The organism is Salegentibacter salarius, assembly GCF_900168265.1.
GTDB classification, from domain to species: domain Bacteria; phylum Bacteroidota; class Bacteroidia; order Flavobacteriales; family Flavobacteriaceae; genus Salegentibacter; species Salegentibacter salarius.
In genome coordinates, this window is record NZ_FVZF01000017.1 from 63,007 (window position 1) to 75,675 (window position 12,669).

13 protein-coding genes are annotated in these 12,669 nt (G+C 36.0%); 7 read left to right on the forward strand and 6 right to left on the reverse strand.

Translation table 11 applies throughout. From position 1 onward, the window contains the following. Positions 1-23: 23 nt before the first annotated feature. Positions 24-1,724 (reverse strand): gamma-glutamyltransferase, encoded by a 1,701-nt coding sequence (gene ggt, locus B5440_RS10430; RefSeq protein WP_070053559.1) that lies wholly within the window; start codon positions 1,722-1,724, stop codon positions 24-26. 183 nt (positions 1,725-1,907) lie between these two features. Here ggt and B5440_RS10435 point away from each other — a divergent pair, with 183 nt between their 5' ends. Then, complete coding sequence (locus tag B5440_RS10435) at positions 1,908-2,552, forward strand: DsbA family oxidoreductase (protein ID WP_070053560.1); 645 nt, start codon at positions 1,908-1,910, stop codon at positions 2,550-2,552. Between the two features lie 174 nt (positions 2,553-2,726). Here B5440_RS10435 and B5440_RS10440 read toward each other — a convergent pair whose 3' ends face one another. The 4 genes from B5440_RS10440 to B5440_RS10460 all read right to left on the reverse strand — a co-directional run bounded on the left by B5440_RS10440 (position 2,727) and on the right by B5440_RS10460 (position 7,216). Further along, complete coding sequence (locus tag B5440_RS10440; protein ID WP_057481932.1) at positions 2,727-3,425, reverse strand: potassium channel family protein; 699 nt, start codon at positions 3,423-3,425, stop codon at positions 2,727-2,729. Positions 3,426-3,435: 10 nt separating this feature from the next. Continuing rightward, positions 3,436-5,223: a TrkH family potassium uptake protein gene (locus B5440_RS10445; RefSeq protein WP_070053571.1), complete on the reverse strand. Its 1,788-nt coding sequence runs from the start codon at positions 5,221-5,223 to the stop codon at positions 3,436-3,438. Between the two features lie 243 nt (positions 5,224-5,466). Next, on the reverse strand, positions 5,467-6,144 hold the full coding sequence (locus B5440_RS10455; protein WP_070053562.1) for a response regulator: 678 nt from the start codon (positions 6,142-6,144) through the stop codon (positions 5,467-5,469). Continuing rightward, the gene (locus tag B5440_RS10460; RefSeq protein WP_079711122.1) at positions 6,137-7,216 is read right to left on the reverse strand and encodes a sensor histidine kinase; all 1,080 of its coding nucleotides are present in this window, start codon (positions 7,214-7,216) and stop codon (positions 6,137-6,139) included. The genes B5440_RS10455 and B5440_RS10460 overlap by 8 nt, the downstream gene beginning before the upstream one ends. Before the next feature lie 175 nt (positions 7,217-7,391). Here B5440_RS10460 and B5440_RS10465 point away from each other — a divergent pair, with 175 nt between their 5' ends. From B5440_RS10465 to B5440_RS10485, 6 genes are all read left to right on the forward strand, one after another. Further along, entirely contained in the window at positions 7,392-8,492 is a 1,101-nt protein-coding gene (locus tag B5440_RS10465) for a sensor histidine kinase (protein ID WP_070053563.1), read from the forward strand. Between the two features lies 1 nt (position 8,493). Further along, entirely contained in the window at positions 8,494-9,813 is a 1,320-nt protein-coding gene (locus B5440_RS10470) for a sigma-54-dependent transcriptional regulator (protein ID WP_070053564.1), read from the forward strand. A 170-nt stretch (positions 9,814-9,983) separates the two neighbouring features. Beyond that, positions 9,984-10,148 carry a hypothetical protein gene (locus B5440_RS15555; protein WP_157823639.1) on the forward strand — a complete coding sequence of 55 codons (165 nt, stop codon included), beginning with the start codon at positions 9,984-9,986 and terminating at the stop codon, positions 10,146-10,148. 12 nt (positions 10,149-10,160) lie between these two features. Continuing rightward, a complete protein-coding gene (locus B5440_RS10475) occupies positions 10,161-11,441 on the forward strand; it encodes a Glu/Leu/Phe/Val family dehydrogenase (protein ID WP_070053565.1) in 1,281 nt (426 codons plus the stop codon). A 17-nt stretch (positions 11,442-11,458) separates the two neighbouring features. Next, positions 11,459-11,872 (forward strand): GreA/GreB family elongation factor, encoded by a 414-nt coding sequence (locus B5440_RS10480; protein WP_070053566.1) that lies wholly within the window; start codon positions 11,459-11,461, stop codon positions 11,870-11,872. Between the two features lie 6 nt (positions 11,873-11,878). Beyond that, the gene (locus tag B5440_RS10485) at positions 11,879-12,295 is read left to right on the forward strand and encodes a hypothetical protein (RefSeq protein WP_070053567.1); all 417 of its coding nucleotides are present in this window, start codon (positions 11,879-11,881) and stop codon (positions 12,293-12,295) included. Positions 12,296-12,445: 150 nt separating this feature from the next. Here B5440_RS10485 and B5440_RS10490 read toward each other — a convergent pair. After that, a partial coding sequence (locus B5440_RS10490) for a transposase (RefSeq protein WP_143533306.1) occupies positions 12,446-12,669 on the reverse strand: 224 nt, incomplete at its 5' end.

A 12,669-nucleotide genomic window follows, 5' to 3' on the forward strand; every position in this document is an offset into this window, starting at 1 on the left:
TTAACAATTTCAATCGTTTTCGTTTAATATCCTTTAGCAGAATCATCTCCTCTTTTATCAGCACCACCTTCTAAACGTCCGTCAGGCAAAACTTTTATGGCGTCTACTTTTCCAATTATCCTGGGTTCTCCTTCATTTATATGATATCCCTTTTGTTCTAAGGAATCCAGAATATGCGCTTCAAAACCTTTTGGTTCAAAAAGAATTTCATCGGGTAACCATTGGTGGTGAAAACGAGGAGCATCTACCGCTTCCTGCATACTCATCCCAAATTCCTGTACATTGAGAATAGTTTGCAAAACAGAAGTAATAATGGTAGAACCACCGGGCGATCCCAGTGTTATCCATAATTCACCATTTTTCTCCACGATGGTAGGAGTCATAGAACTTAACATTTTCTTTCCTGGCGCTATAGAATTCGCTTCTGCACCAATAAGCCCAAACATATTAGGCACTCCTGGTTTAGAGCTAAAATCGTTCATTTCATTATTCAGAAAAAAACCAAGTTCTTCAACATACATTTTAGAACCATAAGCTCCATTTAAAGTGGTGGTTACCGCGATGGCATTTCCAAATTGGTCTACTATGGAATAATGCGTGGTTTCATCACTTTCATAACCGGGAAGTTCGCCATAACTTATACTGGAAGAGGGAGTGGCCTGATCAAAACTAAAATTATCCATTCGGGCAGAAAGGTAAGCGTCACTTAGCAAAGTGTCTACGGGAATATCTACAAAATCTGGATCTCCCAGGTAAAAGCTTCTATCGGCATAAGCTCTTCGCTCAGCTTCGGTTAAAACCTGTATGCTTTTTAGCGAATTATGGCCAAATTCATCTAAAGGATAAGGCCCCAGCATCTTTAAAATTTGCCCCAATACAATTCCACCACTTGATGGCGGCGGCATAGAAATAATGGTAAGTTCCTTATAATTTACTTCTATAGGATCACGCCAATGAGTTTGATATTCCTTTAGATCTTCCATACTCATAATACCACCTCTTTCCTGAATATATGCTATCATTTTCTTTCCGGTTTCTCCTCCGTAAAATTCTTCTTTTCCATTTTGCACAATACGCTCTAAGGTCTTTGCCAGCTGAAGATTTTTAATGGTATCACCGGCCTGATATGGTTTTGCAAATATGATGGTATCTTTATTCTCCTTTAAAAACTGCTCCCTGTAATTTGCCAGGGTATTTTTTTGATTTTCGGTAACTACAAAACCTCTTTTAGCTAAAGCAATAACCGGCTTTAAAATTTCTTCTATCGGCATGGAACCAAATTTTTCATGAGTGGCAAAAATACCGGCCACGGTGCCGGGAACGCCAACTGCAAGAGAGCCATACATACTTTTTTCTGGTATCACATTCCCTTCTTCATCCTGATACATGGTTTTAGTTGCCAGTAGCGGCGCTTTCTCCCGGTAATCTAACGAACCGGTTTCACCATCTGCCTTTCGATAAACCATAAAGCCACCGCCTCCTAAATTTCCCGCAAAAGGATAGGAAACCGCTAAAGCCATTTCGGTAGCCACCATAGCATCAAATGCATTACCACCTTGTTGCAAAATAGAAAGCCCTATAGAAGAAGCTTCTTCACGGGCAGAAACCACCATGGCGCTATCGGCCGTAGGCCCCAGGTTGGTATTTGTATTATTTATTGGTTTTTCAGAATTCTTACAAGAAAATATAAGAAGGGAAAGAAAGATTAGAAAGTATGCTTTCATGAAAATTATTTATAAAGGCCTTGATTGAATTTAATAAGACTAATGACTTTTATTTCTGAACCAGGTTTTAGAGCGAATTGGTATTTAAGAAATAATATTTCCATATCTAAAATAGAATCCAAAACTACTATCTTTCGTGAAAGATAGTTTAAAAATTTACGTCAAATATCAGAAAAAGAAAAGATGAAAGTAAAAATATGGTCAGATGTAAGGTGTCCGTTTTGTTATATAGGCAAGAAAAAATTTGAAATTGCCCTGGCAGATTTTTCAGGAAAAGATGAAGTGGAAATAGAATGGAAAAGTTATCAGCTGGATCCTACATTAAAAACAGATCCCAATTTAAATACGCTGGAATATTTTATGAAGGTGAAAAATATAAGCGAAAGCCAGGCGCGCGAAATGTTTAAAGGTGCAACGCAAATGGCAGAAGAAGTAGGCCTGGATTTTAACCTGGAAGGTTCTGTATTGGCAAACTCTTTTTTGGCACATAGACTTATTCAGTTGGCAAAGTCAAAAGGGATGGATAATGAGGCTGAAGAAGCTTTATTTAAAGCTCATTTTACAGAAGGTAAAAATATAGATGACCCCAAAGTAATAGAAGAAATCGCAACTTCAATTGGATTAAATTCTAATGAAGTGAAAGATATGCTGGCCTCTGATGCCTTTAGTTATGAGGTGAAACAAGACGAAATGGAAGCACGAAATATAGGAGTAAGAGGAGTTCCCTTTTTTGTTGTTGATGATAAATATGCTATTTCGGGAGCTCAGCCTTCAGAAGTTTTTTTACAAACTCTGCAAAAGGCCTGGGAAGAACTTGAAACTAATTAAAACAAGCCGGAAAAGAAGTTTTAGTTGAATCGCATCACCCGAAACAATAGCTCTAAAGAAAAAAGGACCTCAAATACTATTTAAGGTCCTTTTTTTATAAACGGGCTGATTTTTTCAGAACTCTCCAAACTTTAAGATTAAAAAAACTTTTCTGGATACCAATAGCTTGGGTGACTAAGAGTTTTTCCTAACCTCTTTTAACAGCTTTTTTATATCCCGGTTATTCCCGTATAAAACCATAATATCTCCATAATGTAATTTAGTATTTCTTGTAGCTACACCCTGAACATCAGATACCTGTTTAGCGGCTCCTATTTCATTTCTACCTTTCATATATTTAATGGTAGTAAGCACAATAACATTATAATCTTCCTTTAAACCAATTTCCTCTAATGTTTTACCATCAAATTTTTTGGGGATTTCACTTTCTACAATGCTGTAATCTCCAGTAACTTCAAATGAGTCAACTACGCCCTCCAGGTTAAGCTTTTTAGCCCAACGTTCTGCAGTTTCCTCTTCAGGATGAATTATTTCTTCCACACCCATTGCTTCTAAAACTGTTTCCTGTAAAGGAGCCACGGCCCGGCTAATCAATCTCTTAACTTTAAGTTGTTTCATTAATGCGGTTGTCATGATATTAGCACCTTTATCTTCCCCAATACCAACAATTACTATATCAGTATCTTCCAGTGGTAAGTTAGTTACCGCGTTAATATCGGTAGCATCAAGACTTATAGCGTGGGTAATTTTTTCTTTTATGGCTTCTACTTTATCCAGGTTACTATCTACGCCAATCACCTCGTTTCCCATGGAAGTTAATTTCTCAGCCAGGGAAGCGCCAAAATTGCCTAAACCTATAATAATATATTTCATGTAGTTTGCTTTAGTTGATTAATATCTCCTCTGAAGGATAACGATAGTTAAGGTATTTAATATTGCGCAATATGGCTATAAGTAAGGTAAGCATGCTAACCCGCCCTATAAACATGGTAGCGATTATTACCAGTTTAGAACTTGAACTCAAACCGGCAGTGATTCCCATACTTAAACCTACCGTACTATATGCTGAAAAAGCTTCAAAAGTAATAGGTATAATCGCTTGATCTGGTTCAAAAAATGATATAAGCGATAAAGAAATTCCAATTACTAAAAGAGATAGAGAAATAATAGCAAAAGCCCTTCTTATAGAGATATTAGACACCTCTCTTTTGTATACCTCTATTCTATCTTTTCCTTTAGCAAGACTGAAAAAATTTAGAGTAGCCAGTGCAAATGTACTTGTTTTTATTCCCCCTCCTGTGGAAGCTGGAGAGGCTCCAATCCACATTAAAAGAAAAATCAGCATCAAAGTAGAAAAATTTAAAGCTGAGGTGTCAATAGAATTGAAACCTGCCGTTCTTGGAGTTGCAGCGCCAAAAAATGCCGTAACAATTTTACCAAATTCACTATGCGCGCTTAGTGTATTATTGTATTCAAACATATAGAAAAATCCCGTGCCTACCACTAACAGAATAATGGTAGTAAATAGAACGATTCTCGAGTTAAGATTTAAAACCCAGGGGATATATGTAACCTCTTTAGGATCCTTAAACTTCTTTAATTTTTGTATGAAATAATACCTCAAATATTTATAAAGGTTTAATAGAATAGGAAATCCAATACCACCCAAAATAAATAAAGAGGCAATAATTAGCTGTAATGTATAATTAAATTGAAATCCAGGTTCATATAAACTATTTTCCAGGGTAGAGAAACCTGCATTACAGAAACCCGAAATACTATGAAAAATAGAAAAGAAAATACGCTCAGATACTGAGTTTATTAAAGCTTTATCTAGATTGAGGTAAATAAAAAAGGCTCCTACTGCTTCAATACTAAAGGTTAAAAGCAATATTTTTTTTAAGACTACGAAAACTTCGCCTATTTTCTCTGAATTGCTGATGTCCTTTAACATAAGCTGATTGGCATAAGAGGTATTACCCCTAAAGAAATAGCTAAAATAACTGGCAAAGGTCATAATCCCGAGACCTCCTAACTGAATTAAGATCATAATCACCGTTTGTCCAAAGGTGGTAAAGTAACTTCCGGTATCAACTACAATCAATCCTGTAACACAAACAGCACTGGTAGCAGTGAAGAGGGCATCTATTAAACCTATACCGGAATATGTAGCTTTGGGAAGCAGCAATAACAAAGTGCCTAGAAAAATTATTAAAAGAAAACTGGCAACAAATAATTGAGCCGGATTCAAATATTCTTTCTTAAAGTTTACTTTAAAAGAAGAAACCTCGCGTATAAAAAAGAGGCAGAGTACAAGGTAAATCCACCCCATGTGATTAAAAACCTGTAGAAAACTAAAATTTTCTATTACAAAATCTATTTTCATAAGAATGAGTAACCCAAAGATAATACTGAGTACCCAGTCGAAAAAAAGTACTTTTTTGGGGATAGTCTTTTTGGGGATTAGACTTCTAAATAACACAATTAAAAAACCAGCGCTTATAACTACATAATAAAGGTTCTTTAAAAAAAGTTTTTCGCCTTCCAGGTGGGTAAAGCCCAAATCGAAAATGAGAAGGATAATTCCAAATATGCTAAAAATCCCTGAGACTTTATTCAGGTTATATTCCTGGTATATTTTTGGTAAAATATTCTTGAAAAATGACGACATCCTTACCTTCATTATATAGTTCCCTGACGGGAACAGTAGTCAAATAATATCACTAAAATTACCACCAATATTCCAATTATAATTGCTGGCCATTTAAGATGGGAATAGGATTGGTTATTTTCGGTTTCGGATTTTTTCTGAGGTTTTGCCACAGTACTTTTATTAAGTTGTACTGCAAAGTTAGGTTTAAGGGTATAAGCAGAATATAAAATATGCGCCAAGGGTATAAAGATTTTATAAAGATTAAACAAAACGATAACCTACGCCACTTTCTGTAATTAAGTGTTTAGGGTTATTAGGATTCTTTTCAAGTTTTTTTCGAAGTTGTGCTACGAAAACCCTGAGATATTGGGTTTCGTTTTGAGAACCCAGGCCCCAAACTTCTTTTAGTAAGAATTGATGGGTTAATACTCTACCCTGATTTTTTGCTAAAAGGGCGATTAAATTATATTCGGTAGCAGTTAATTTTATAATATTCTCATCTCTTTTTACTATTCTTGAGCTTAGATCTATTTCCAAATCGCCTGTAATCAAATTTGGTTGGGAATCGGTATTCAAACTAATTCTCAGGGAAGCTCTAATCCTGGCTAAAAGCTCACCGGTTCTGAAGGGCTTGGTAAGATAATCTGATGCTCCATTGTCAAGGGCTTTAATGATATCTGCCTCGTCATCCTGTACAGAAAGTATGATGATAGACTTATCATACCATTCTCTAAGGTCTTTTAAAACCAGGTGTCCGCTTTTGTCGGGGAGACCCAGGTCTAAAATAACAAGATCGGGAGTGTGATTTGCCACCAGATGAACACCTTCTTTACCTGTTTCGGCTAAAACCACTTTATAATCGTTGCTTTCCAGGGTGATTTTGAGCAATTTTCTAATTTGCGGCTCATCATCTATAATAAGAATTTCTGCATTATTCATTTTGATAATGTTTTGGGTCGGTCATTTTTGCAGGAATTGTAATAGTGAATTCTGCACCACCTTCTATTTTATTTCGTAATTCAATTTTGCCATTATGGGCCTGGGCAAATCCCTGGGCAATAGAAAGGCCAAGGCCCGTTCCTCCAGTAACCGATTTTGGTAATCGATAAAATTTTTCAAAAACGCGTTCTATATTTTCATCTGGAAATCCCTTCCCATTGTCTGAAATCTGAATAATACAAGCTTCATGTGTTGCCTTCGCATCAATTTCAATCGTGGAACCTTCAGGGGTATATTGAATTGCATTATGAATAATATTATGCAATATCTGTTCAATTAAAGTTCCATCAAACTGAAAAAGAGGGAGGTCTTTGGAATGATATATTATTCTATGCTTATTATCTCCTATTTGGTTGTGCTCAATCACATTATAAATGATCTCATTTATATCATACCAATTAAGTTGTAAGGTAATAGCTCCACTTTCTAAACGACTCATATTAAGGAGGTTTTTTACCTGTCCGTTTAGTCTATTTCCGGCAATTTCAATTTCGTTGTAAAGATCAGTGGTGTTTTCGGCAGAAAGCTTTTGAGTATTTTCCTTTAGCGTGTCTACAGAGCCAATTATGGCTGCAATGGGTGTTTTTAATTCGTGCGAGAGCGAATTAAACAGCGTATTATATAAATGAATAGTTTTTTCTTTTTCCTTTCTTTTCCTGGCCTGGGCTTCGGCCTTCCTAATTTTCGTGGTAAATACCGCATTCATAACAGCGATCACAAAATACATTAAAAACAGAAGAGCATCTTCCGGGGTGTTTATTTTAAAAGTTAATTGGGGTTGAATAAATAAAAAATTCCAAATTAGAGCACTCAACACAGCCACGATCACTACTGGGAGGATCTTAAAAAACATGGCTAGAATAGAAACCATTAAAAGTAAAACTAATGCAACTACGTGATAACCAATAAAGTCAATAAAGAGATAAAAAATAAAAGAGATCAAAAGAACAGAGCCTATTCCAATAAGAAATTGAAGGCTCCTATTTTCATTTATATTTTTAAACGCTTCCAATTATTCAGGGTTTATAATTCAAATATACAATGAGAATATCACTAAAGATCTTAGATTATATATTTTTGATTTCAGTTTCCTGAAACAAGAAATCAGATGAGTGTTGAATTGTTCATCGGCATTTTTATCTATAACAACTCTTTCTATCTATATTTGCTAAAAGAAGCCTTTTGAGATGGATGCCCATAGTATTTCGGTAGAAGAAAAGTTGCAAGAGCGAATTAAAGAACTTTCCTGTCTTTATCAGGTTTCATCTGCAATAAGAGAGTTTGAAGGTTCCTATGAAGCTACTTTGAAATCTATTGTACAAATTCTTAAGAATGCCTGGCGTTTTCCAGAGCTTGCAACTGTAGAGATACAATGTGAATCGTATCATTTAAGCTCTAACCCAATTCCGAAAGAAGGTTATTCTCAGAAAAGTATAATTAAAATTTCTGAAAGTGAAGTAGGCTTCATTAAAGTGCATTATCCGGCATCAGATTTATCTAAAGCGCATTTTCTAGTAGAGGAACAAAGAGTTCTTGATAAAATAGCCGATGAAATAGCCCTTTTTTTTGAACGTCAAAATATTAAAATTCAGGAAGAACATCTCAAACTAATTGCCGCAAGAAATGACCGGCTAGCCATTTTAGGAGAAATTACCGCGGGAATAGCTCACGAGCTAAATACACCGCTTGGTAACATTTTAGGTTTTGCCGAATTTATAGAAGAAAAGACTTCTGAAAAACAAACAAAGCGAGATGCGCAAAAGATACTTAATTCAGCGATTTATTCCAGAGAGGTAGTAAAAAAACTTATGTTTTTCTCCTGCGATATGCCGCAAGACATAAAAAAAATTGAGGTTAAGCCGGTAATTACCCAGGCACTTTCGCTTTTAAAACCCAATTTTAAGAAAGCGAATATTCGTTTTAAATTTAATATTCAGGATCCTGCTTTAAAAGCTCAGGTAGACCCTATACAATTAACCCAGGTCTTTTTTAATTTAGTAATTAATGCGATTTATTATTCACCCGAAAATTCGCAAATTATTATCTCAGTTTATAGTGACCAAAATCATTATACTATTGAAATTGCCGATGAAGGAAAAGGAATTGATCCCGAAGTAAAAGATAAAATTTTTGAACCTTTCTATACTACTAAACCGCTTGGAGAAGGCTCCGGGCTTGGTTTAAGTGTGGTTCATGGTATTGTTAAAAGTCATAAAGGAGAAATTAGCATTGCTCAAAACATTCCGAAAGGGACTATCTTTAAAATTAAATTACCATTAAACTTCTAAGATGTCTATACGCAAAGAAAACTTACTAATCGTAGACGATGATTACGATATGCTGGAAGTATTGGATCGTCACCTAAAACAGGAAAATTACCATACTTACAAGGCAGGTTCGGTGATGGAAGCTATAGATATTTTAAAGCACAGCAGCATCGATTTACTGATTACCGATCTACAAATGCCTGGAATGAATGGAATGGAATTGGTAAAATATGTAGACGATCATTATCCTGAAATTCCAAAACTTGTAATTACCGGTTATCCTTCTATAGATAATGCACTTACAGCAATAAAGTCTGGCGCATTGGATTATTTGCCAAAACCATTTACCAAAACCGAGTTACTTACTTCAGTTAAAAAATCTCTAGTAAACCGTACATCAGCGAAAAAAACCTCCTCTACAAACGAAATCAGAGCCAATTACGGCGGGATGGTTGGCTCTTCAGCAAAATTTGAAGAACTAGTAGATATTATAGAGAGAGTGAAAAATAACCGCGCTACAATTTTAATAAGAGGGGAGAGCGGTACCGGAAAAGAACTGGTGGCAAGAGCAATTCATTATAAAGGTTCTTTTGCCCAAAATCCTTTTATCGCGGTGAACTGTGGTGCTATTCCAGAGAATTTACTCGAATCAGAATTATTTGGCTCCACCAAAGGAGCTTATACAGGCGCTTCAGAAACCCGCGAAGGTTATTTCCAGGCGGCTAATGGCGGTACTATTTTTTTAGATGAAATAGGTACGGCCGCACTGGCGGTTCAGATTAGGTTGTTACGTGTTCTCCAGGAAAAAGAAGTGCGAAAACTGGGTGCCAGGAATTCAGAAAAAATCCAGGTTCGGGTAATTGCGGCTACAAACAGCGATTTACGCGAAATGATAGAAAAAGGAACTTTTAGGGAAGATCTTTATTATCGTTTAAATGTTGTAGATATTCTTACACCGCCTTTACGGGAACGAAAAGAAGATACTTTACCGCTTGCCAAAACTTTTCTGGAAAAATACCAGCGGGATTACGGCAAAACCGGTTTAAAGTTATCTGATAAAGCTGTGGAAATTTTAAAGCGTTATAATTGGCCCGGAAATATTAGGGAATTAGAAAATGTAATTCAACGGGCCATAATTATGTGTGAAGATGAAATTCTTCCGCAAGATTTACCTGCTTCAGTAAAATACCAGGTTCCGACTGTAGATGAAGAATTAGTTGCCTTGAAAGAGGTAGAAAAAAAGCATATTCTAAAAGTTCTTGCCGCGGTAGATCAGAATAAATCTAAAGCTGCAGAAATCCTTCAAATAGATCGTAAAACCTTACGCGAAAAGATTAAATAAGCTCCGGGTAATTATCTCCCATCCGGGTAATTTCTTTCCAATAGAGAAAATAGGAAGAATTCTATTTCTCTTTATTTTTCATTGATAATCAATCATTTAAAATTCTTCTGTTCATTTTTTAATTTTTTGGGCACAGCTTTAGCTTTAAGGTCTTCCAAAATACAGATTCTATGAATATAGTTGAAATGGAAAGACCATCGGTTATGGAAGAAAGCGAAAAGGAGCTACAGCAGGCAGGTAGTGAACTTTTTAAAACGCTTTGTTTTAATTGCGATTTAAGGCACCACTGCTCCTGGAAAGACAACCGAAAAATGTATTGTGAACATTTTCAATAAAATTTTAAAAGAATGATAGCTACAAAGTCAATGCCCAAACAAAGTATGTATGATACGGTTATTAAACAGTTTAATAAAACAGCCGGCATCATTGATCTAAATCCGAATATTAAGAAGATCCTTGAGATAACGAATAACGAGATAGTAGTACATTTTCCTGTAAAAATGGATAATGGAAAAGTAGAGATTTTTACCGGTTATCGGGTTCAGCATAATAATGCCCTTGGACCTTATAAAGGCGGATTACGTTACCACCCAACGGTAGATGTAGATGCTGCCAAAGCACTTGCCATGTGGATGACCTGGAAAACTTCGTTAGCCGGTTTACCTTATGGTGGCGCCAAAGGAGGAATCCAGATAGATCCCAGAAATTATTCTGATGCAGAACTGGAGCGAATTACCCGTAGGTTCACCTATGCTTTGGGCGAAAATATAGGTCCGGAACACGATATTCCTGCGCCCGATGTAAATACCAATGCGCAAACCATGGCCTGGATTGCAGATACTTATATGTCTACAATTTCTACTTCAGAACGTTCGCAAAATCAACACGTGGTAACCGGGAAACCGGTGGGCTCAGGAGGTTTGGAAGGCCGCGACCGCGCTACCGGTTTTGGGGTGTATTTAACCACCAAGGAACTTGTAAAATCTCGTGGAGAATCTCTAAAAGATAAAACTTTTATTGTACAGGGATTTGGAAATGTAGGCTATTGGGCTTCAAAGTTCTTGATTGAAGATGGTGCTAAAATGATTGCGGTACAGGATGCGCACGCCACGCTATATAATGAAGAAGGAATTTCAGTAGAAAAATTATTTGAACATTCAAGTCCACGAAAAGGTTCTATCCAGGGTTTTACTGAAGCAAACGAAATGAATCCAGCAGAATTCTTCGGTTTGGAATGCGATATTCTAATTCCTGCCGCTCTTGGTAACCAGATTACAGGCGATAATGCCTACGAAATAAAGGCTTCAATAGTTGCTGAAGGAGCTAACGGCCCTACAAACGAAGAAGGTGAAGCGATTCTTTTAGAAAAGGGAATCACCGTGATCCCGGATATTTTATGTAATTCTGGAGGAGTAATAGGGAGTTATTTTGAATGGCTGCAAAACAGGAATGGTGAATTATGGGAGCTTGATGAAGTGATGCAGAAATTAGAGAAAAAATTACTTCAGGTGTTTAAAAAAGTTGAAAAAGAAGTTGAAGAACGAAACACCGACTGGCGAACTGCCGCTTATATTCTGGCTATTTCCAGGATTGAGACTGCTTATAATCAGCGAGGTATTTTTCCTTAATTAATTATGATGAAAAAATGAAATATGATGTCATTATAATCGAAGAGGTAGAATATGAACTTTTAAAACGTATAGTTTCTATGGCGCAATATTATAAAGATAATAGTTATCGTGCCTCCATAGAAAAACTAAAGAACGATCTTGATTTTGCTAAAATTTTGAGTGAAAAAAATATGCCTGAAGATGTGGTGAGATTCAACTCTAAAGTTGAAATCGCTACTCCTTTTGGTGTAAATAGAACATACCAGATTGTTACTCCAGATCATAGCAATATCAAGGAAAATAAGATTTCTATACTTGCTCCTATGGGCCTGGCTTTATTTGGTTATGCGCAGGGAGATGAGGTAGAATGGGAATTCCCTACGGGCAAAAACCTTATTAATATTATAAAGGTTGAGCAAATGGCGAGGGAAGTAAAAGTGCAAAAATAAAGTAAGATGATGGAAAAATTTCAGGAACATCATAATGATGAGGAAATACAAATTTTAAGTATCCAATCTGAATCAGAAGACTGGGAGGAGCGTCTTATTAATATTAGTGAGGAAATTGATTTCTTCAGCAATATTTTAGGATCAGGCTTAAAGGAAACTGTAAGTGTAGCGATAAATAAAGAAGATGCTTCTTATTTAAAAAAGCAACTTGAGCTAATAAATAAAGCGAATGAGTTTCATTTAAGCACTTTCTTTGATTATAAAAATAAACTGGAAGGATTAAAGGAATGTGACGATGTACAGTGTGAAAACTTTTACTTAAAAGACCACCTGGTTTTTAAAACTACGCTTCGGAAGCATTTTAAAGATTTTCGACAGCTAAAAGTTTTAATCTTTAAATTCTTAAAAGTTAGTTTCAACTAGTTTTTAAATTAAACTGTGTTTGGTTGACTAATTTGGAGGCCGTCTAAAAAGTATTTAGATGGCCTTTTTTATTGATAAAAGTTTTTGTGAGAGAAGCGCTTCTTCTTTTGTAGATATTCTTAATGATAAAAAAGGAAGGAAGCCCCCTTCCTATGCTATACTGAATTTTCTTAAGTTGTGCGCCATAGCGATTAACCCTATTTCAGTAGTTACTTTCTCCATTCCCCGAAGCATAAATCGCTTGAAGCCCATGTTTTGCTTGATATTCCCAAAAACGGCTTCCACATCCCAGCACCGACGTTTACGATGTGCTATTCCCGCTTCACTTAATAGTAGGTTCCTAGCTTTTTCTTTGAGACGGATCAGGTTATGAT

Coding starts and splice junctions, on each gene's coding strand:
- B5440_RS10475 (WP_070053565.1), top strand. CDS start 10,161: ATGATAGCTACAAAGTCAATGCCCAAACAAAGTATGTATGATACGGTT.
- B5440_RS10455 (WP_070053562.1), bottom strand. CDS start 6,144: ATGAATAATGCAGAAATTCTTATTATAGATGATGAGCCGCAAATTAGA.
- B5440_RS10445 (WP_070053571.1), bottom strand. CDS start 5,223: ATGTCGTCATTTTTCAAGAATATTTTACCAAAAATATACCAGGAATAT.
- B5440_RS10480 (WP_070053566.1), top strand. CDS start 11,459: ATGAAATATGATGTCATTATAATCGAAGAGGTAGAATATGAACTTTTA.
- B5440_RS10440 (WP_057481932.1), bottom strand. CDS start 3,425: ATGAAATATATTATTATAGGTTTAGGCAATTTTGGCGCTTCCCTGGCT.
- ggt (WP_070053559.1), bottom strand. CDS start 1,724: ATGAAAGCATACTTTCTAATCTTTCTTTCCCTTCTTATATTTTCTTGT.
- B5440_RS15555 (WP_157823639.1), top strand. CDS start 9,984: ATGAATATAGTTGAAATGGAAAGACCATCGGTTATGGAAGAAAGCGAA.
- B5440_RS10485 (WP_070053567.1), top strand. CDS start 11,879: ATGATGGAAAAATTTCAGGAACATCATAATGATGAGGAAATACAAATT.
- B5440_RS10435 (WP_070053560.1), top strand. CDS start 1,908: ATGAAAGTAAAAATATGGTCAGATGTAAGGTGTCCGTTTTGTTATATA.
- B5440_RS10470 (WP_070053564.1), top strand. CDS start 8,494: ATGTCTATACGCAAAGAAAACTTACTAATCGTAGACGATGATTACGAT.
- B5440_RS10465 (WP_070053563.1), top strand. CDS start 7,392: ATGGATGCCCATAGTATTTCGGTAGAAGAAAAGTTGCAAGAGCGAATT.